The 20,097-nt window shown below is 43.5% G+C and carries 13 protein-coding genes; 4 read left to right on the top strand and 9 right to left on the bottom strand.

Translation table 11 applies throughout. The features are described 5' to 3' along the window. Positions 1-98 precede the first annotated feature (98 nt). The gene (locus AV939_RS04550) at positions 99-1,691 is read right to left on the bottom strand and encodes an ABC-F family ATPase (protein ID WP_061997209.1); all 1,593 of its coding nucleotides are present in this window, start codon (positions 1,689-1,691) and stop codon (positions 99-101) included. Positions 1,692-1,880: 189 nt separating this feature from the next. Then, on the bottom strand, positions 1,881-3,791 hold the full coding sequence (locus AV939_RS04555; RefSeq protein WP_082746029.1) for a metallophosphoesterase family protein: 1,911 nt from the start codon (positions 3,789-3,791) through the stop codon (positions 1,881-1,883). 136 nt (positions 3,792-3,927) lie between these two features. Between AV939_RS04555 and AV939_RS04560 the strand changes: the two genes are divergently transcribed. Next, positions 3,928-5,052, top strand: a complete 1,125-nt coding sequence (locus AV939_RS04560) for a Ca2+-dependent phosphoinositide-specific phospholipase C (RefSeq protein ID WP_061997212.1) — start codon at positions 3,928-3,930, stop codon at positions 5,050-5,052. A gap of 42 nt (positions 5,053-5,094) precedes the next feature. Next, positions 5,095-7,860: a TonB-dependent receptor gene (locus AV939_RS04565; protein ID WP_061997213.1), complete on the top strand. Its 2,766-nt coding sequence runs from the start codon at positions 5,095-5,097 to the stop codon at positions 7,858-7,860. A 75-nt stretch (positions 7,861-7,935) separates the two neighbouring features. On the opposite strand, the gene AV939_RS04570 is transcribed toward AV939_RS04565, so the two are convergent. From AV939_RS04570 to AV939_RS04590, 5 genes are all read right to left on the bottom strand, one after another. After that, complete coding sequence (locus AV939_RS04570) at positions 7,936-10,845, bottom strand: TonB-dependent receptor (RefSeq protein WP_057793607.1); 2,910 nt, start codon at positions 10,843-10,845, stop codon at positions 7,936-7,938. A gap of 119 nt (positions 10,846-10,964) precedes the next feature. After that, a complete protein-coding gene (locus tag AV939_RS04575; RefSeq protein WP_057793605.1) occupies positions 10,965-11,960 on the bottom strand; it encodes a FecR family protein in 996 nt (331 codons plus the stop codon). Positions 11,961-12,031: 71 nt separating this feature from the next. Continuing rightward, a complete protein-coding gene (locus tag AV939_RS04580) occupies positions 12,032-12,565 on the bottom strand; it encodes an RNA polymerase sigma factor (protein WP_057793603.1) in 534 nt (177 codons plus the stop codon). A gap of 130 nt (positions 12,566-12,695) precedes the next feature. Then, on the bottom strand, positions 12,696-13,778 hold the full coding sequence (locus AV939_RS04585; protein ID WP_057793601.1) for a patatin-like phospholipase family protein: 1,083 nt from the start codon (positions 13,776-13,778) through the stop codon (positions 12,696-12,698). Positions 13,779-13,881: 103 nt separating this feature from the next. After that, positions 13,882-14,757, bottom strand: coding sequence for a hypothetical protein (locus AV939_RS04590; protein WP_061997214.1), 876 nt, complete (start codon positions 14,755-14,757; stop codon positions 13,882-13,884). A gap of 228 nt (positions 14,758-14,985) precedes the next feature. On the opposite strand from AV939_RS04590, the gene AV939_RS04595 reads away from it, so the two are divergent. Then, on the top strand, positions 14,986-15,357 hold the full coding sequence (locus AV939_RS04595; protein WP_057796328.1) for a PA2779 family protein: 372 nt from the start codon (positions 14,986-14,988) through the stop codon (positions 15,355-15,357). A 1-nt stretch (position 15,358) separates the two neighbouring features. Then, positions 15,359-16,297, top strand: coding sequence for a PA2778 family cysteine peptidase (locus AV939_RS04600; protein ID WP_061997215.1), 939 nt, complete (start codon positions 15,359-15,361; stop codon positions 16,295-16,297). An 86-nt stretch (positions 16,298-16,383) separates the two neighbouring features. Here the strand turns inward: AV939_RS04600 and AV939_RS04605 are convergent, their stop codons facing one another. Beyond that, positions 16,384-16,578, bottom strand: coding sequence for a hypothetical protein (locus AV939_RS04605; protein ID WP_057793595.1), 195 nt, complete (start codon positions 16,576-16,578; stop codon positions 16,384-16,386). A 188-nt stretch (positions 16,579-16,766) separates the two neighbouring features. Next, the gene (locus tag AV939_RS04610) at positions 16,767-19,895 is read right to left on the bottom strand and encodes a TonB-dependent receptor (RefSeq protein ID WP_061997216.1); all 3,129 of its coding nucleotides are present in this window, start codon (positions 19,893-19,895) and stop codon (positions 16,767-16,769) included. Positions 19,896-20,097: the final 202 nt, after the last annotated feature.

Below are 20,097 nucleotides of genomic sequence, written 5' to 3' on the forward strand. Positions count from 1 at the left end.
AGGTATTTCAAAGTATATATTAAGGCAATAAACTAAAAAGCCCAGCAAGGTGAATTTACCATGCTGGGCTTTAGCCATAATATTAACTATTCAAAGGATTACTTGCCTTCGCTATGCGCCAAGAACTCTTCGTAGTTACCTTCAAAGTGGTTAAGCTTATTATCTTTAATTTCGATGATTTGCGTGGCCAATGATGAAACAAACTCGCGGTCGTGGCTTACAAAAATAACCGTGCCGTCGAATTTATAAAGCCCGTTGTTTAGCGCTTCAATAGATTCCATATCCAAGTGGTTTGTTGGTTCATCCATGACCAATACGTTGATGTCTTGCAGCATTAGCTTACCGAACAACAAGCGGTTCTTTTCTCCACCAGAACAGACTGCTACCTTCTTGTTAAAGTCGTCTGAGCTAAACAATAAGCGGCCTAGCATACCACGAACTTGTAGGTCGTCGTGCTTAGGTAAGCGCCATTGGCTCATCCAATCGAACAAGGTTAAATCGCAATCAAAGTCTTTGGTGCTATCTTGCGGAATATAACCAATCGCGGCGTTTTCTGCCCACTTAATAGTGCCGTGTTCTGGTGATAATTCATCAACTAAACATTTCAATAGCGTGGTTTTACCTGCGCCGTTTTCACCAATAATGGCAAGGCGCGAACCTGCTTCTAACAACAGGTTGGCGTTGTTAAATAATGGAAGATCTGGGTAGCCATGACCTAAATCTTCTAGGGTAATGGCTAAGCGGTGAAGCTTCTTATGTTGTTCGAACACAATGTAAGGCTTGCGACGGCTTGATGCTTTAACTTCAGCAAGCTCAATTTTTTCTAATCGCTTAGCACGAGACGTAGCCTGTTTTGCTTTAGAAGCATTTGCCGAGAAACGTGCCACGAACCCTTGAAGTTCTTCAATTTCAGCAGACTTTTTCGCGTTTTCATTAAGTAACTGCTCTTGAACAAGCATAGATGCCTCAATGAACGCATCGTAATTACCAGGGTAAACACGTAATTCACCGTAATCGATATCAGCCATATGAGTACATACTGAATTTAAGAAGTGACGATCGTGAGAAATAATCAACATGGTCGATTTACGCTTGTTAAGCTCATCGGCTAACCACGTAATGGTGTAAATATCCAAGTTGTTAGTTGGTTCGTCGAGCAACAAAATATCAGGATCGGCAAACAAGGCTTGTGCTAATAACACACGTACTTTTTTACCAGGCGCGACTTCTTTCATCAAACCAAAGTGATAATGCTCTTCAATGCCAGCAGCATTCAGAATGTCACCCGCGCGGGCTTCGGCGGTGTAGCCATCCATTTCAGCAAATTGAGTTTCTAAGTCGGCAACACGCATGCCGTCTTCTTCACTCATATCTAACTTGCTATAAATTTCATCACGTTCTTTTTTAACTTCCCATAATTCACGGTCACCCATGATCACGGCATCAACCACACTGAATTCTTCAAATGCGAATTGATCTTGGCTTAAGATACCTAATTTAGTACCTGGCGCCATGGAAACGTTACCCGCACTTGGGGTTAACTTACCGCTCAAAATTTTCATGAAGGTAGACTTGCCGCAACCGTTTGCGCCGATAAGGCCATAGCGGTTGCCGTTACCAAATTTGGCAGAGATATTTTCAAACAAGGGTGCAGAACCAAACTGCATGGTGATATTGGCGGTGGTAATCAAAACAGGTATCCAGCGGGTAAATCAGAAGAAAAAAGATAGCTTGTCGTTACACCCAAAATAGAGGTGTTACACGAGTAAGCTTTGGGCGCGCACTATAAGGAATTAAGGCTACTATGTCGAGGAAATTTTGAGCTATTAGGCTTATCTTCACATAAATGTAGTGAACAGTGTGTTTAAGGTTGACGATATCTATACGCCTTTGACGGTAACCTCAGTTCTGTCGATAGCCAAAGCGGCGTTATGCAACAGCGAGAGAAAACCTATGAGTAAGCGTTGCAGATCGTTTGCTATTGGTAAACTGCACCCTGTTAGCCGGTTTTCATTGAAGCCACTTATGTACCACTTTTCGCGCCCTGAAATATCGGCAAATGCGCCAGCATTCCGTAATTTATAATAATCGTAAGCTAGCACTAGTGCAGGTTGTGAAGTAATTTCAACAGGCAAGTCCTTTGTTAAATCGGGACACGGTGATTGGTTGATCACATCGCCAATTGTATGGTTTTTAATATAAGTGGAAAGCGCGTTTGGCCATTCATTCTCTACGTAACGCTGGCGCACGACCTCTTTTAAATGGTGCTCGGTAAATTCGAGATAGTGGGGCGACGTGAGTATATCTTTGTTCCATAGCGTTTGCCCGCCACGTTGTCGATACTGCCACTCTTTGTAATAAATAGGGAATAAACGGTCAAAATCTTCGACTTCGCGCTGAATAATAGTTTCTACCTTAGCGTGTTGGTCAGGTAATAAGGTTACTACACTGTAGCCAGGCTGATACGCTGCTAGCGATGGCACTTGAATGTTTACCAACCCCGTAGGATTCTCAGGTGGTGCAACATCATAAAGATGCATGTGGCCTGCCATGTGAAGTTTCAGGCCCGTCTCGTCTAGTGCTTCAGTGGTGGTGGGAAGCGGCATTCGTTTAAGCTGATTTGAGCTTTTACCAAACAGGCTTTCCAATTGTGATTGGGTGTTGTCGTAAAAGTCTGCCATGGGAAAATGGCTAAAGGCGATAAGTCTTTTATTGTTTGCTTTTGCCCGTTTAACGATGGTTGTTATCCACCGCAGTAACGCTGGTTTATAGGTCAATAAGGCGTTATAACCAGCGTTGCCAGAGCCCTTAAAATTTCCATCAGCGTACTGCCCCTTCGGAATATACACATTGGCATCGATAGCCAATAACCACACGTCTTTAATTGGCTCTACTAAGTAACTGGCGTCAGGCATAAAAATACACGATGCTTCATCGCACCACTGCCAACCTCGATTTTCGTATTCAATACTGTCGAAGGGCGTTTCGTACAGCAAATCCTGTGTATTCGCAGAAAAACCATGATTTTTAAGCGTTTGCATAATCTCTCGATAGCCCCACTCACGAATGTCATCCATACAGTGCCACGCACGGTTATTAATACAACGAATGTGATCGGGGCTATAAATAGCTGCTTCATTGCCTTTTGCTGTCAGAAAATCTGGTTTACCTCCTGGTCGTGTAAAAGGTCGCACAGGGTCGTGGTTACCGGTAATCGCAAAAAAACGCATGCCATAGCGCGTGTGGTATTCGTCTAAAATACGCGCAAGCGCTTTCACATTTGCTGGCTGCCCATCGTCAGAAAAGTCGCCGGGCAGGGCTACCAGTTTAATTCCGCGGTCGGCAATATCATCTAGTGCTGCACGAAACGCAAAATAGTTCTCATTGAATAAACGCGTAGACGTCAACTGTGACTGCATGCTGCGCATGAGCAACGGTGCTTGTGTCTCTGGGTCTTTTGGGAACTGGTTTGCTGACCCGGATTTTTGGCTACTCATACCTAAAGTGTTAGCGTCGAAAGAGGTTACATCTTGTGAACCATGGCCGAAAGCCAGTGTCGCTGGCGCAGCGTAAATGTCGTGTAAGTGCACATCGGCGATAAATGCGACCTCTGTGTTCGCGGCCTCTTTAAGTGCATTGTGCACGAGATTAGCGTCCAAATGCTCCTGCGCAGTTGCCTTACTGTAATTTATCAGCAAACACGCCATTACCACCATGCCACAGGTACAGGTTTTGACTACGTGGTTCATTAAGCCGAATAACCCTATTCGCCATAGATGATATTGGTTCATATACACCTTATTTTTTATATCAATTAGATAAAGACGCAGCAGACAAATAAATGGGGACAGGTTGATTTTCAATGTCACAAAAGATTCATCGCTAGTATGACATTTTTATTAAAATTAGGGGGTTAGCAGTTTTTTCATGTCCCCGCTCTTTCGTTATTTCCTTCTACCTCACATTGAAATTCAAGAGCAAAGAAAAATGTTGTTTTGGTTGTTACTTTGGTTGAGCACAGGTTTTGCCAGCGCAGCTGATTTTGATGAGAACGCACCCTTAAATCACTATCAATGGATAGGTTCGCATAACAGCTACAAGCGAGCGCTTCCCGATAGTGTTTATCAGCTTCTTAGTTTGAAAAATACGAACAAGGCCAACCAACTTAACTATGCCCACCTTTCGCTGAATGAGCAGTTATCACTCGGTCTGCGTCAGCTAGAAATTGATGTGGTTAATGATCCCAGCGGTAATCAATATCAGCAGGTTGAGCTCGCATCCCGTCTAAATGAAAACTGGTTGTCTGCTCATGAGGTTAAACAGTTAGCAAAACCTGGTTTTAAAGTAATGCATATACCGCATGTCGATGTGATGACGCATTGCGCGACATTAAAAGTATGCTTGAAGCAGCTAAATGCTTGGTCTGCCTCCCACCCAGAACATTTTCCTATTGTCGTTATGATGAATGCGAAAGAAACGCAGCCCGATTTTTTGAAAAGTAACAAGCCGGTTCTTTTTGATGAAGCTGCCTTCGCTAGTTTAGATGAAGCTATACGCAGTGGTTTACCAGGTCGACTTGTTACCCCAGACGACATTCGAGGGAATGCAAAATCATTACAAAGTGTTATTACGAATAACGGTTGGCCCAGCGTTAAAGCGTTGCGTGGAAAATTCATATTTTTGTTCGATGGCAATGAAAAGCAGCTTGATAGATACACCCAAGGTCAAAATAACCTGAAGGGAAGAAGCATGTTTGCATCGTTTGAACCCGGACATCCGTCAGCGGCCATTATGATCCGCAACAACCCCATTAACCAACAACAAGACATTCGCCAGTTGGTGGAGTCTGGCTATTTGGTTCGTACCCGCGCGGATGCCAATTTATCGGCTTCTAATGAACAAAAAGCACTGCAACGAGATGCGGCATTTCAAAGCGGGGCACAACTTATCTCTACCGACTTTTATTCCCAGTCTCCCCAAGCAAAGCGCACCCAATACTCAGTGCATTTTGAACAAGGAAGATTGATGCGCACCAATCCAATTAACTACTAAAAATCGACATAATTTAAATCACTATTTTAAAAGGAATACACAATGCAAGCTTCATTCAAAAAGCACACTTTAGCACTGGCTGTGTTAAGTAGCGTAGGCGCGCTATCTTTTCCCACTTTTGCGCAAGAAGTACCACAAACTAATACCGCTGAAGACGATATTATTGAGCAAATCGTAGTGAGCGGTTTTCGTAGCTCTTTAATAAAAGCTAAAGATCTTAAGCGTGATGCGCTAGGGTCGCAAGATTCGATTGTGGCTGAGGATATTGCTGACTTCCCCGATTTGAACTTAGCAGAATCGTTGCAACGTATCCCAGGTGTAACAATTACGCGTGAGGCTGGTGAAGGGCGCCAAATTTCACTTCGTGGTCTGAATGCTGATTTCACTCAAGTACAGCTTAACGGTATGGAAGCGTTAGGTACGTCTTCATCTGCCATGGACAGCCGAGGTACCACCAACACCTCACGCTCGTTCGATTTTAATATTTTTGCGTCTGAGTTATTTAACCAAATTGATGTGAAAAAGTCGTACTCTGCTGACATGGACGAAGGGGGAATTGGTGGTACGGTAGCACTGCATACCGCAAAACCTTTTGATTACGAAGGTTTCAAAGGTGCACTTAGTGTACAGGCCGGACAAAATTCACTGACTGAAGATACGAGTCCCCGCGTGGCGGCGTTAGTATCAAATACCTGGGACAAGTTTGGGGCATTATTCTCTATTGCTTACAGCAAACGTGATACCAGTGAGCAAGGTTATAACACCTACCGTTGGCGGCCACGAACAGACCAAGGTTCAGATATTTCGGGCTTGTCAGAAGCCGACCAAGCGGCTGTAGAAAGTGGTGAGCTACGCTTCTCTCGCGGTAGTCGCTACTCGCAGTTTAATAGCGACCAAACACGGGTAGGCGCAACCGTGGCCTTACAGTATCGTCCAAGTAACGATTTATCATTCGGTCTTGATGCACTTTATGGAAAACTGGAGAGTGACAGGAAGGAGTATCATCTTCAAAGCCGAGGTTCTAGCTCTACGGCATTAGGGTGTACTGGCCCAGATTATAACGACGGAGCACGTTACTTCTGTTCAGAACTCGTAGATTTAGACTATAACGAAAACAACGAAGTTATATACTCGCAGTGGGCTAATGCAGCCTTGCATTCTGAAAGCCGCAGTCAAATAGCTGAGACAGAAATTACACAGGTTGTTTTAAATGCTGATTGGGTGGTGAGCTCTGATTTATCGCTTTCTGGTTTAATCGGCACAATGAGCAGTGATTACACCAGTAATAGCGCCAAAGTTTACTTAGAGTCTTTTGCTGACATGACAATTGATTATCGCGATGATCGTTTTTACGGTACTAACTCATATATTGGCGACTACGATCCGACAGACATTAACGAATTTCGCTATCACGAAATTGATCTTGCAGAAAACGAAGTTAATAACAGCTTCGATGTGGCTAAATTAGATGCCGATTATGCGTTAAATGATCAAAGCAGTTTGAAATTTGGTGTGTCAATGAAGCAGTTCGAACATGAAAGTGGCGATGTTCAAACGGCAAATGTATTGCGCAGCGAATGGCAAAGTGGTGAGATTGCAGACGTGGTTGATTCGAGCTATACGTTCATCAATGATAACCACGAGAAGCAAAATTGGTTAAGTGTTGATGTAGACGGTGTACTAGGCAGTTTTAGCGTTAACCGCGATTTAGCTGCATCGCAAACGCCAGATAAAGTAGAAGAAGAAACGCAAGCTGCTTATGCCGTGTATGAATTGGACATGCTACTGGGCGACAGCGAACTTCGTGCTAACGTAGGACTTCGTTATTACAATACGGAAATTAACTCTTCCGGCCTGATCAATGGTACTGAGTACGTTACTGTAACACGAGAGTACGACGGTATATTGCCTGCGATGAATGTGGCGTGGTATGCCACAGATAATTTAGTCGTGCGTGCTAGTGCTGGTAAAAACCTAACGCGCCCTACACTGGGGAGTTTGTCAGTAAGCGGTACCGTAAACACAGATCCACTATCGGGTTCAAGTGGCCTTAATATTGGCGCTGGTAATCCCGCATTAGAGCCTTTTGAAACATTAAATATGGAAGTGGGACTAGAGTACTACTTCGATGAAGTAGGCTATGTTTCTGTTTCACACTTTCGTAAAGACATCGAGAACTTTATAGCGTCTACCACAGTAAGCATTCCTTATGGCGATACGGGCTACCCATTGGCGTTAATCGAAGGTGCGATTGATGAAGATGGCAACCCTCAAACCGCAGCAACCTTGTACAACTTCTCGCAACCGCAAAACCTTGATGATAGTGACTTTTCTGGATGGGAGTTTGGTGTTCAACGGGATTTTGATTTCCTGCCTGCGCCATTTGATAATTTTGGTGCTATTGCTAATTATACGTACGCCGATGGCGAATCGCTTCACAATATATTGGTTGATGGTGAAACAGTTCAGGTTTCGCGTCCTTTCTATGGGCTATCTGAGCATACTTACAACTTCACACTTTATTTTGAAACGGAAACTTGGGGAGCGCGAGTGTCTACCGCATACCGCGATGATTATTTAGTGACGGTTGAAACTTCAAGCTCCGATCAAGATGAAGCGGGCTTTCACGGCTCAACTTACTGGGACTTTTCGACATTTTACAATGTGAATGACGCATTAAAAGTGACACTGGAAGGGGTAAACCTAACTAATGAGCGGGAAGAGCAGTATTCAGACTCAGATGATCGTCTTTACAATACCACGGTAAGCGGAAGAACCTTTTACCTAGGCTTTACTTACGCGATGTAATTGTAAGCATAGTCATGCTGAGAAAGTATTAAAGGGCACCTTAGGGTGCCTTTTTCATACAGTGAGAGATGTTAACTAATGGCGGTAAGTCACACCAAGATAAACATTTCTTCCACTGAATGTGGTGTTGTAAGCACGATGTGTAGAATCAGAATACTGTTCTTCACGTTCGTTAGTCAGATTCGTCGCTTCGGCGCGCAATTCCCAATGTTCTCCTAAGTGGTAGGCGATAACGGCATCTAAATACATGCTTTTTTCAAACCCAGTTTCGTCTTCATCAATGATGGTTTCGTCACCGATGCGGGCTAAATAACTATCGCGGTAGGTCGCGGATAGCCTAGCACTCAATGCGTAACTTTCCCAATATGCGGTAACGTTGGCAAGCCAAGGTGATAAATAGGGAAGTGAGGTATACTGCAGCTTTTCGCCAGTGACGGAACTAAAATATTGTACGTGTCCTTGGGTGTAGCTTAGGTTGCTTATCACACCTATCTTGTATTCAGGGTGCGTAGGCCATGACGTTTCTAGCTGGTAACTGCCCTCCAATCCATACAACCACGCGTGCTGTGTGTTAGATGCGGTAATGCGTTTTACTAGTGTATCTGCATTTATGGTGTCGCCGGTCCAGTTTGTGTATTCAGGTGTGTTTGAAAACCGCATTGTTTCAGAGGTGTAAGCAATGTAGTTATCTAAATATTTGCTAAATGCTGATAGTGAAAACTGACTGACCCCATTTGTGTATTTTTCTAATGCAATGTCTAGGTTGTAAGAGGTATAAGGACGCAAGTTTTGGTTAAAACCATACAGAGAGTTAGTCTCAGGCAAATATTCTACAGGGCGCGTAATATCATTGAGTTGGGGCCGCCCCATGGTTCGGCTCAATGCCATTCTATATAGCGTATCTTGCTGCAACTCATAGGTAATATTCAATGATGGCAGCCAGTTAATGTAGTGTATATTGGGGATGCTACTTAACAGAGCATTTTCATTGTTAACGCGTGTGTGCTCATACTCTACTCGTAACCCACTGTTAACATGCCAACGGCCGACGTCATGCTGCCATTGCGTAAATAGGGCAATGCGGGACTCGGTAACGCTACTTTGGTAGTGTGAAGGGGGTTCATGAGTAATATGGTTTATATTTTGAAGCGCTTGGGTATTGGTAGGCAGATTGAAATAACGAAATACCTTGTTGGTATCAAGGGTTAACCAGTTTAATTTAGGATGTGTGGTAAGCGCTGTACCAAGGAACGCGGGAACCGTGCTATTAATGCTAGTTACATCATCGCTAGTGGTTTCTCCGGCTGGTATGTCGTTAAAGTGCGCTTCCCACTCTTTATCTAAAAAGTTTTGAATGTTAAGCAACTCTGATTTGTTTTCAAACCTGACGGCGTCCACTCCCCATTGCCATGTACTTGTTACTGATGGCTCGAAACTCAGCGTGTATTTGGCATTTATAAACTGGGTAGAGGTAAAGTATTGCTCACTATCCAACTCTTTCATTCGCCAAAAAGAGGGGGCGGTTAAATCGTCTGAGTAGGTTATATTGGCGAAGCGGCTATCTTGACGGTAGTCAATGACGACGTCGGTAACACCTTGCATATAGGCTTTATTGCTGGTGGGGATGTCGTAAGATGCCCCTTCCAAGCCAAGTAATAGATGGCCTTTCCAAGCACTGCTAATATCATGATGTGAGTTTAATACCCATTGGTTGTAGGTTGTGGAAACGTGTTGAAAACGACTTTCTGTGCCAACTTGGGCATGTTCGTACGCCGCATAGATCAATTCGTTTTTTTCGTTCACGTCGGCAGCAGTAATAACCGTTTCGCCCGCTACAATGGGAGTGGAATTTTTGCCTCTAGGGTAAAGGTGGTACTCAAAACGGTTTCCACTTAAGCTGCCATAGAGCCAGTCGAAGGTGGTGTGCTGATGGACCGTTTTGTATTCTATCGAGGCGCCCACACCGAGCCGTTTCATATCACTTTGCCATACCGAATAGCGATTTCCCCGTGGTACGCGATATTCGCCATTATTCCAAGCAGCAGTGAAATCTGGGTCCAGCTTAGAGGTATCAGCGCCATCGGGGGGGATTTCCCGCCAGCGGAAGGTATTTGCGCCCATTTCTTGTGATTCACGAAGCCCGTAACTTATTGAGAAAAGGGCTCCCCACTTATCGTTGGTTGAAGATACCATTGCCGAAAGCTTTTTCGACAAATGATCGCTAAATTGATTATTACCTAATTGTTGAGTAACACTCCAGTTTAATCCCGGATTGTCGAATGGATGTGCCGTTTCTAGCGCTGCAATACCCGCCATGCCACCAGAAGCTTGATTCGCCGAATAACTCTTAAGAACCTGTATTTCACTAAATAAATCAGTGGAAAACAAATTCAAATCAAAGGTTCTGTCTTGTTGTTTTTGTTGCCGACTGTCCATGGGAGAATCGTTGTTTGCCAACACTGGCATGCCATTTAATGTAACTAAGGTGAAATCGGGGTTGAGCCCGCGCAGCATTATTTGACGTCCTTCACCGGCTTCTCTGGTTATCGAAATACCGGATATACGCTGCATCGATTCGGCCAAATTACGATCGGGGTAGGTGGCAATGTCGTTAGACGCAATAACGTCAGATATGACTCGATTTTCCCGTTTTCGTTTGCCAGATATATTTAACGAGGCGCGTATACCGGTTACGGCTATTTCTTCAATTGCGATATCTGCAACAGGCGTTTCACGCTCTTGAATCAGCGTGAAACCGTGTGGTTGAATTAGGTAAGCATAGCCCGTGTCATGTAACAATAACGTTAGCGACGCCGCAAGAGTGTAGTGCCCTTCAATCTTTGGCGCCTCAATATTGGCAATATCTTGTTGATTAACCGCGAAAGGGCGATTGAATTGTGTAGCAAGTGCTTGCAGGCTTAGTACGAGCGGCTGGGGCTCAAGATATACCGGTTTTGTTTCTTCATTGGTTTGCGCTGCCCGCAAAGCGAAACTTGTTATGAAAAGTGCAGGTAAGCAGAGGCACCAGCATACAACGCTCATCCGTAATAGAGAGAAATATACCGTTGAAGCGTTATTCGCTCTCATCATCTATCAGTAAAACATTAGCGAGCAGTTTCGATTAAAACAAAGCGGTCCTGGTGCTCTTCTAAGATTAATCCTTGTGCGCTAGCTAACAATTTTAGTGCTGCTTCAGGTTCGGCTACGTTGAACCGTCCGGTTAGCAAAGCGTCTTTGTTAGCAGTGATTTCTACCGGTTTTTGTAAGTAGCGAGAAAAGCGCTCTACCGCAAGGTAGAGGGGTTCATTGAAAATATCTAGCCAGCCACTTCGCCATGCCGGTAATTGATCATCCACTAATCTAAAGGTTTGGCTCCAAAGGTTGTTCTCTAGCACAATACCTTCACCTTTAGTGAGGGTATGGGTTTTGTCTGCAATAATTTTCACAATACCATCATATACACGAATAACGGTCTTATCAGAGAGTTTGTCTATGTCAAAAGCAGTACCTACTACTTCTACTTTCACTTTGTCTACGCTGACGATAAACGGCCTAGATGGCTCGTGTGCTACATCAAAATAGGCCTGCCCTTTACGTAAGCTCACTTCACGTAAAGTGGCACTATGGTTAACATTTAAATGTGAGTCACCATTTAAGTACACCGCAGAACCGTCTTTAAGCACTTGAGAAATACGCTGAGCTTTGGGGGAAGATAGCTGCATGGTTTCTGATAATAGTGCCACGGTATCATCGGCGATGTTGTGTGAGGGTGTTGGCTGGTTTAATTTTAAAAACGCGACAAGAACGGCAACCACCACAATACTTGCAGCCATGGCCCAATAGTGAGTATGGGATGTGTGAGGTTTTTTGTTCAGTGCGCTATTGCGCTTCAGGTTAGACTGTTCGCGAAGATTAGCGGCAACGTTTATTGCTGCCATTGCAACTTCAGGCTGTCCGAATGCTTGTGCAATTCGTTGAAATGCAAGTTGATGCTGCTTGTCACTTAACCACACTGATAAGGCAATTTTGCCTTTTTCGTCTAATTCGTCGAAGCGATCAAACCAATCAGCTGCCTGGTCTAAATGCTCTTGTTGTTCCATCTATGCCTCTGTTACCCGTCTACTTATTAGTAGAGTGTTTGCCGCCTAAAGTGGGGACATTAATGAGTGGGTTAGTGATTGTTTTTTTCCCAACCTGCTGCTTCTAACTTTAACGTAAGTTCTACCATGGCGCGGGTGAGGTGTTTTTTAACGGCCTCTACACTTAAATTCAATGTGCAGGCTATTTCATCTCGGCTTAGGCCATCTACTCTTCGTAGTATAAACACTTCGCGTCGCAGTGGTGTCATATCCGCGAGTACTGTCTCGATAAAGGCGAGCTTCTGTGCATTGTGGTAGCTCTTTTCGGGGCTGTCATTTGCGGCTTCAAGTTCTTCGGTTTGCCAATCTACCGACGAAGGGAGTTTTTTGCGTTGGTGATCGTAAAGGACTGACTTCGACACCGTAATCATATAAGCAAGCGGATTGTCCAGTTCGGCGTATTGCGCGCTTTTGCTAGTTCTAAGCAGAGTTTCTTGCAGTACATCGTCAGCAACGATATTGTCGTTGGTTAGCCCACGAATAAATGCCCTCAACGCGTTGTACCGCTCGAGGCCTTCGTCTGCCGATAATATTTGCCAGTCTAATGTGTTGGGTGGTTGAGTCACAAAGCAACGTATTTACACAAATAATTTAACTAAGTGTATTGCACATATATTTCATTGATGTGACGACCTTTAAGTTACCTAAATACTAGATTTAGTGTGTGTTATTCATTGCGAATATCTCTAATCCGAATTAAGCAGACAGTTTGTGATGCTCACTTTGCGGTATTGCAGCGGTACTAGGTAATACGCTAGCTATATCAGATAATTTACTTTTCACATCGATATTAAGCGGCGTAGGCTTGGACGCTAATTGTTGCATTAAGTAACTTTTCCCAGCCGCTACACCCACCTTATAATCGTGGCGAAGATCACTATCCGCGCTACCGAGTAATTTGCTCTGTAATTTAGTGCCTGCGAAAATTTGAACAATCTCGGCATCCGCTGGAGGGTTAGCAATAAAGGCTAACTCTTGCTGATAAGCTTGTTCATGTTGAACTAAATAGTTAATCGTTTTTGGGCAGTGACCTGTTGCGCAAACTAATGATTTAAGCTTGTGTAACCATGCCGATTGCGCTTGAAAATTCACATCACCAGTACGAATAACCACAATTTTTCTAGCCCCGCGTTCATAAGCCTCACGCACAGGTAAAGGCGCACCTAAACCACCATCTAAATAGTAGTCGGATTCAGGTTGTGCCTGAGGAAGCTCTGTTGTTACGCTTTCATTAACCGACACCGCGTTATAGTCAGTAGTCAGCTTTACACCTTGTTTGTATAAGAAGGGCAGCGCACTCGAGGCTTTCAACAGTTCACGCCATTGATTACCATTGCCTTTCGGGCTTAAAAAGTATGGCTTACGATCACGAGAGTTTGTGGCGGTAATGAATAGCTCACGATCTCCTAGGCTTTCTTTTGCGGCCTTGAAATCTAAAATTCGGTTGGCTTCTTTCGTTTTGTCAAAATACCAATCTAAATCGACAATATGTTTGCCCACCAGTCCGCGACCTAACTGGAAGAAACGTTTGTGTCGAGATAAACCTCGAATTAATCGTTTGGCATAGCCTTTTTGCCGGGCTAAAAAGCTTGTTAAGTTCTGTGACCCTGCTGACGTTCCAATGAACATATCGAAAGGATCGTACCCTTCTTCTAGCCAGGCATCTAACACGCCAGCTGTGAAAATCCCTCGCTGCCCACCACCTTCAGCGATGAGTGCAAGTTTCGTGCGCTCGGTGGCATAAAGAGGAAAGGACGTGGGCGCAGCAGAGGAATTCATTTCATTACCTGTTTATTAAACCTGTTTAGTTGATTTAACTAATGTAACGAAAGGTGCAGCTGTTCGAAAATTGAAAGAATGAATCGGTGTGATAGGAAAAAACCTACAGGATGTTAGCTACCTGTTGCTGTATTGCTCGCTCGATTATCAGCTTCGAATTTACAGGAAGGTATTTTGTGTGTGCCTCGATAAAAATTGGCTTTGTATAAATATTTTTTATCGCCGCGTTTACTTTCTCAATAAAGGCCAGTGCTTCTGGCGTTTTACCGCATATCACGTGGCCAGATACGAACTTTGGGTTGTTCGCAATAGCGTAACTTCTCATTTCAACGGGCTGGGTATTGCCAAATGATCTATTTAGTGATGCAGGGAATATAAGTGCAAAATCAGCTTTACCTGCTGAAATAATCTTTATAAAACGGCTAAAGAATGTAGGGTTGCTCAAAGCTATTATCTGACTCTCATCAATGTTGCTTAAGTCATTATCTACCCGCTCACCATAAGAATAGGTTTCTGGCAGCACAATAGCTGATGCGTTAAATGCATTTAAAGCCTTGTGAATGCTGACTACTTCGCCATTCTCGTTTAGTAATTCTGGAGCCAAAGGCGGAAGTGAGGCGAGCTGATACAGTTGTTGCGTTTGAAAGAAGTTTAGCGGCAAAGAAAAAGTATACTTCTTTTCTCGCTCGGCTGATTTTATCTTGTTGATCACACAAACAGATTCGCCATTATCTATCTGTTGGAATGAACGTTTAAGTGAGACTTCTAAAATAGGCTTGTCGTAGCCTATGGCATGAACCAATAATTGCGCGGTGTCTACACTGGCCGAAAAAGGGGAGTGTGGTTGATTAATTCTGCTTGTTAAATTGTGATCGTCAGTATGAAGCGTTATTGAAGATGTATTAATAACGTTTCCACTCACCAACCCTGAAATAAATAAGCTGAAAAAGAAAGTGGCCAAAAAGGCGAAAAAGCGCATAGAGAGAAAAGTTGGTTACTCTTAATTACTATGCGTGAAGGGTAAACCTATTTCACTATTTTTAAAATACTTGATAGTAAAGATATGGGGTTTATATACACCTAACTCCCCATCACATTAAATAAGGCCAAGCCGTTATTTTTCGAAATATGAACCGAAACTACCTGTTATATGTACGAAATGTAATGTTGTAGATTGTAAAAAGACAAAGGAAGCCTTATGAATTGTATGTCTAAATTATTGGTTGGCGCCGCGGCCGCTATCGTTGTTACCACGGGAACGGTGCAAGCTGAAGCAGTATCTTCTCACAATGTAATGCAGGCGCAAGCTCACGCGTACAACAAACAGCAACTTCTTGAAATGGTCAACCGTGCTGATGTGCAGGAAAAATTGGTAAGCTTAGGTGTATCACAGGGCGATGCTGTTTCTCGTATAAATGGTATGACTAACAGTGAAATAGCGCAGCTTAACAGCCAACTGAATGATGCACCTGCAGGTGGTGTAGTGGGTGCAGTAATGACGGTGCTAGCCATTATCGCAATTTTGGATTTAGTAGGTGTAACCGACGTATATCCCTTTATTCGTCCAATCAATAGTTAACATGAATTTTGATGTATTCTTCAAAGCCTGCTTTTTTGCAGGCTTTTTAATGCTAAGCGGTTGCCAGGGAACGCCGCAGGCCGACCGTATCGCGCTACAAAAACCTTCTGGTGTGCCATTACGCCACACTATTGATAGGGTTCCGTTTTATGCTCAAGAACAATTTTACTGTGGCCCCACCACATTATCTGAAGTATTCGAGTATTACGGCCACAGTGTCAGTGCGAATACCTTAGCGTCCCAAATATTTATTCCTGATAAAGAAGGCAGCTTACAGCTAGAAATGATTGCGGCAACGCGCCAGTATGATTTTTTACCTTATACCGAACGGGGTACGCTGACTAAATTAATGCAGTTAGTGAGTAGTGATATACCTGTCATTGTATTTCAAAACTTATCTATTCAACTGCTACCCCAATGGCACTACGCGGTAGTGACAGGTTTCGATTTAACCACACGCACTATTACCTTGCATACAGGCGTTACTCCCAACCACATGATGTCCTTCGAACTATTTGAAAAAACATGGGGTAGAGGAAATTATTGGCTACTTGCGCCCGTTCCTTTGAATAAAACCAGCGGTAGCATGAACCCGTTTACTTATGTCAGTGCTGCGTACGATATGCTAGAAGTGGGTAAAGGCGAGCAAGCTGCGGCTTTTTTACAAACTGCTACCAAGCAGTGGCCTAATCAATGGCTAGCCTATTTCTTATTAGGTAATTACTATTTAGAAGAACAGCCAGAGAAAGCGGTAGAATGGTTTAAGCAGGGGTATCAGGTAGGTCAAAATCAAGCAGCCTACATGAACAATTATGCTTACGCCCTGGCCAGAAGTGACAATCTAACGCGTGCGCTAACAGTCATTAATGAAGCCTTGTTGCGGTTTCCTGACGATGACAATGTAAAGAAAACCGCGTTAACCATAAAAGCAGATGAGTGACTACTGCCAGTAGTTGATTGTTATCTTTGGCTGATAATTAATTGCAAAGCGCACATGTTTTTAAACTCAAGCTTTTAAATCAGGCCCTAATGCATAATTGACCCAATAGCAGGTGATTCTTTGACTTTTGCTGCGCTATTGAGGTTACCTAATTCGCTAGCTTCTTCAACTAGTGCGGTCATCGCGTTAATGATATCAAGAAAATTGGAAAGCTGGTCATGAGACAAATCCTTAGATAGCGTTTCAATTTTACTAACAAGCTGTTTAGTGGGTAAGCGCATAGTGTCAAAATCTCGTTGTTTAGTGCGTATTACGCAGTTATTTGGTCAATACCTGCCCTTGAACTTTCAATTAGCTTGCCAACTTTTTTTGACGCAACCCTTACGATAAAAAGTGCATAGTTAATACAAAAAAGAAAAGCCAGCTGAATAGCAGCTGGCTTTATAGATGGGAACGCTAAGCTTAATAATTAGAAACTATATCTAACGCCTACTTTTATTCTCCAAGTCGACTGCTCTTCATCAAACGAATTATAGTTGCTGGTGTCAGTACCACCATAGGCTTCTGAGTAAACATACTGGCCCGCATCATTAATGTCATAATCGAACAATATTTGTTGTGGGTAGCTTAAATCATATACCTTACCCCAATCACTATTTAGCAGGTTGGCGAAGTTATCGATGTTCAGATAAATGCGCCCTTTATGGCCCTCAACAAAACCAGGGATTTCTTGCGAAATCGCCAAATCTACTGTGGTTATCCATGGTTGGGTCGATGAATATTTACTTACATAACCGCCAGCACTGCCGGCTACACCTGCTTGCTCAGCAATAGCCATGATTTCGTCGTAACTAAGGCCACTGGAGAAATCAATTGCTGCGTCGTTAGCACCCGATGGAATGTAAGGTAAATAAACGTCTGAATCGTCAAATTCAGACTGGTCACCCAACCCCCCGTCTTGGTATGCACCTAGTACCCAAGAGAAAGGCTGACCAGAACGGCGTTCAAAGAATAAATTAACGTTAGTGTTGTAGCCGTCGAAAAACTGGTGGGTGTAACCAAGATTCACTAGAAAACGGTGTTTGATTTCGTAATAAGCCGTGCCCACTAAAGGGTCGTTACGATTAACTGTAACTTCATACTGATAGTTGGATTCCGCCGTTGAACTTGTACCAGGGTTCACCTCAGTAATATCTTGATGAGTATAAGAGGTATTGAGGCTTAAACCGTTATCCCATTGCTTAGCCAGCGCAGTGGTAAATATAATGCTGCGGCCGCCATCATCAGAATTGGTTAGCTGTATATCGTAGTTATCTTCATATTCAGTACCATCATAAACGTTGTCCCAAATAATACGGCCATCTGGGGTACTGTTACCATTATCGATACGAGACAAGTCTTCCCAGTAAGCCGCATTTTGGCGGTCAACGTAAGTTAATTCAGTCGTCCACGCAAAGTTATCTCCTAGGGCAGGGATGTCGAAAGTGTAGTCTGCAGCAATCTGATAACGCCAGTCAGAAGGCAATTCAAAATCAGGATCGATTGAGTTAGTGCTTCCCGCTCCTTGCATTAACGCACTTTGTGCTTCAGTAGGAACTGAAGTGAAGTCTACCGAACTTGCGTCAAGGCTAGAAAAGGATACTGAGTCATTGGTTACACCATCGGTGGTGTATGCGTTAGAGATCCACACCAGTGGCATACCACCATAGAAACGGCCGGCACCACCTCGTAGAGTTAAGTCGTCATTGATATCCCAGTTAAAACTTACCCGAGGAAGGAAAATATCGAAGCCATCAAGATTTTCGGTATTAGTAAAGCCGTAAGTGTTGCTGAAGTTATCGTTTAGCTGAGGAGAATCTTCTACGGTAAGGTATTCGTATCGCAAGCCTGCCGTAACAGTAAAGTCGTCGAATAACTCATACGTGGCATCGCCATAAAGCGAGTAAACAGTACTTTCAACATTATAGGCAAGATCTTCAACATCGTTGGTATACGCATTAGCGTATTCGAAATAAGAAATTTCCTGATTAGCGAATGCCTCAGTATCATCAAAATACCACGTACCTAAAGAGTCTCGGCCGTAAAGATTGTAGTTCCATGTGTTTTCTATTTCGGTACCGAATTTGTACTCAATATCTCCCGCTAAATAAGTCGCGTGGAAGGCGAAGTTCCACACTTCATTTGCGAGGACATTGGCATGACGGTTCTCATCCGCCCCACCAACTATGCTGTAGCCACTGTCTGAACCCGCGGCAGTGTCGATATTGATTTCACCCCAATCAGAAGCTGTAACAGAAGCTTGCTCAAATTCTTTGTATGAAAGACTTACTTCTGTTTGAAGGTTATTTGACCAATCTGAATAAACGTGGGCAGTGTAATATGTATTTTTCTGCGCTAAGGTCCAAGCACTTGATGATAATAGGATAGTTTCTGAATCGTCGTTATAGTTTTGTGCTGCGGTATTTTCTTGATAGCTATAGGTAAAATCAGCACGGTGGTCGTTGTTAATATTCCAATCTAGTTTGATGAGATATTTTTCGTCTTCGTCTGCATCGGGTGCGCCTGCAATCGAATCTTCAAGGCCGTAAGTGTCACTGAGGGCAGAAATCACTTCTTCAGCCGCACTGACAAGTTCCGTAGGGTATGCAGAAGCGTTAAAGCCAGTATCAATTTCTTCTTCCCATTTTTCATAAGAACCAAAGAAGAAAAGCTTATCTTTTATTAACGGGCCACCTAATGTAAAGCCGTAAGACGATTCGTCGTTATCAACATCATAGTCGGTGTTGTAAAGTTTTGTGTCTTTTGCAGTACCAGAAAAAGGGACTTCTTCATAGAAAGCGGTACCATGAAATTCGTTGGTACCAGACTTGGTGACCACATTCACATTACCGCCACCAAACTTACCTGCACGAGCGCTGAAAGGCGTAAATTCGACAGAGACTTGGCTGATGGCGTCTAAGGATACCGGAGGACGTGACGTAGGATAGCCATTGCTCTGCAGGCCAAAGGTGTCGTTTACCCCTACACCATCAACAGTGAATGTGTTGTATTTAGGATTCGAGCCCGCAATACTTAACTCTTCACCATCAGCACTAACAACAGCTAGTGGGTTGGAACGAACAATATCTTTGATGTCGCGGTTAAAGGTGGGCATGTTTTCAATGGCAGATTCGCCAAACACTGAATTCGACCCGTTATTTGAGAAGAAGTCGCGAGTACCGGTAACCGTAACACGCTCTATATCTGAGATAGATTGAAGCGCTGCATCTAGTTCAAATGTGTCGTTTAGTTCTAAATACACATCTTCAATAACACGACTTTGGAACTTTTCTGACTCGACGACAATCATATAAGGACCACCAACACGTAAACCACGTGCTGAGAATGTTCCTTCTTCATTAACGGTTATCTCTTTTACCGTACCTGAGGGCTGATGAATGATGGTAATAGCGCTGCCTACCGCGGGGTTACCTTGAGGACCCAATATGGTTCCTCGCATAGACGATGATTGACCAGTGGCTGCAACGGCTGTAGTTGCAATGCCTATAGACAATGCCACAGCCATCGCGACGCGATTAAACTGAATCTTATTATTCATGTGTGTCTCGTTATAGATCAAGGTTGGGTTTTGTGCTCAGCTAGCCACGCATGCTTACTAAGCACGTCTTATTTACTGTTGCCTTAGGTAGCGCAATTGTTGGCTATTTTTATTTCATCTTTATTTCATTTGTGTAAATGCAAATTTGCATAACAATATGAAATAAAAGGTTATTTGAGCTTTTTGGGAGGGTTTGGGTCAA

The sequence above is a fragment of the Alteromonas sp. Mac1 genome (assembly GCF_001562125.1).
GTDB classification, from domain to species: Bacteria; Pseudomonadota; Gammaproteobacteria; order Enterobacterales; family Alteromonadaceae; genus Alteromonas; species Alteromonas stellipolaris.

Bases quoted from the DNA above. Each gene is read 5' to 3' on its own strand.
- AV939_RS04605 (WP_057793595.1), bottom strand. From the start codon at position 16,578: ATGCGCTTACCCACTAAACAGCTTGTTAGTAAAATTGAAACGCTATCT.
- AV939_RS04585 (WP_057793601.1), bottom strand. From the start codon at position 13,778: ATGAATTCCTCTGCTGCGCCCACGTCCTTTCCTCTTTATGCCACCGAG.
- AV939_RS04555 (WP_082746029.1), bottom strand. From the start codon at position 3,791: ATGAACCAATATCATCTATGGCGAATAGGGTTATTCGGCTTAATGAAC.
- AV939_RS04610 (WP_061997216.1), bottom strand. From the start codon at position 19,895: ATGAATAATAAGATTCAGTTTAATCGCGTCGCGATGGCTGTGGCATTG.
- AV939_RS04575 (WP_057793605.1), bottom strand. From the start codon at position 11,960: ATGGAACAACAAGAGCATTTAGACCAGGCAGCTGATTGGTTTGATCGC.
- AV939_RS04560 (WP_061997212.1), top strand. From the start codon at position 3,928: ATGTCCCCGCTCTTTCGTTATTTCCTTCTACCTCACATTGAAATTCAA.
- AV939_RS04565 (WP_061997213.1), top strand. From the start codon at position 5,095: ATGCAAGCTTCATTCAAAAAGCACACTTTAGCACTGGCTGTGTTAAGT.
- AV939_RS04600 (WP_061997215.1), top strand. From the start codon at position 15,359: ATGAATTTTGATGTATTCTTCAAAGCCTGCTTTTTTGCAGGCTTTTTA.
- AV939_RS04590 (WP_061997214.1), bottom strand. From the start codon at position 14,757: ATGCGCTTTTTCGCCTTTTTGGCCACTTTCTTTTTCAGCTTATTTATT.
- AV939_RS04595 (WP_057796328.1), top strand. From the start codon at position 14,986: ATGTCTAAATTATTGGTTGGCGCCGCGGCCGCTATCGTTGTTACCACG.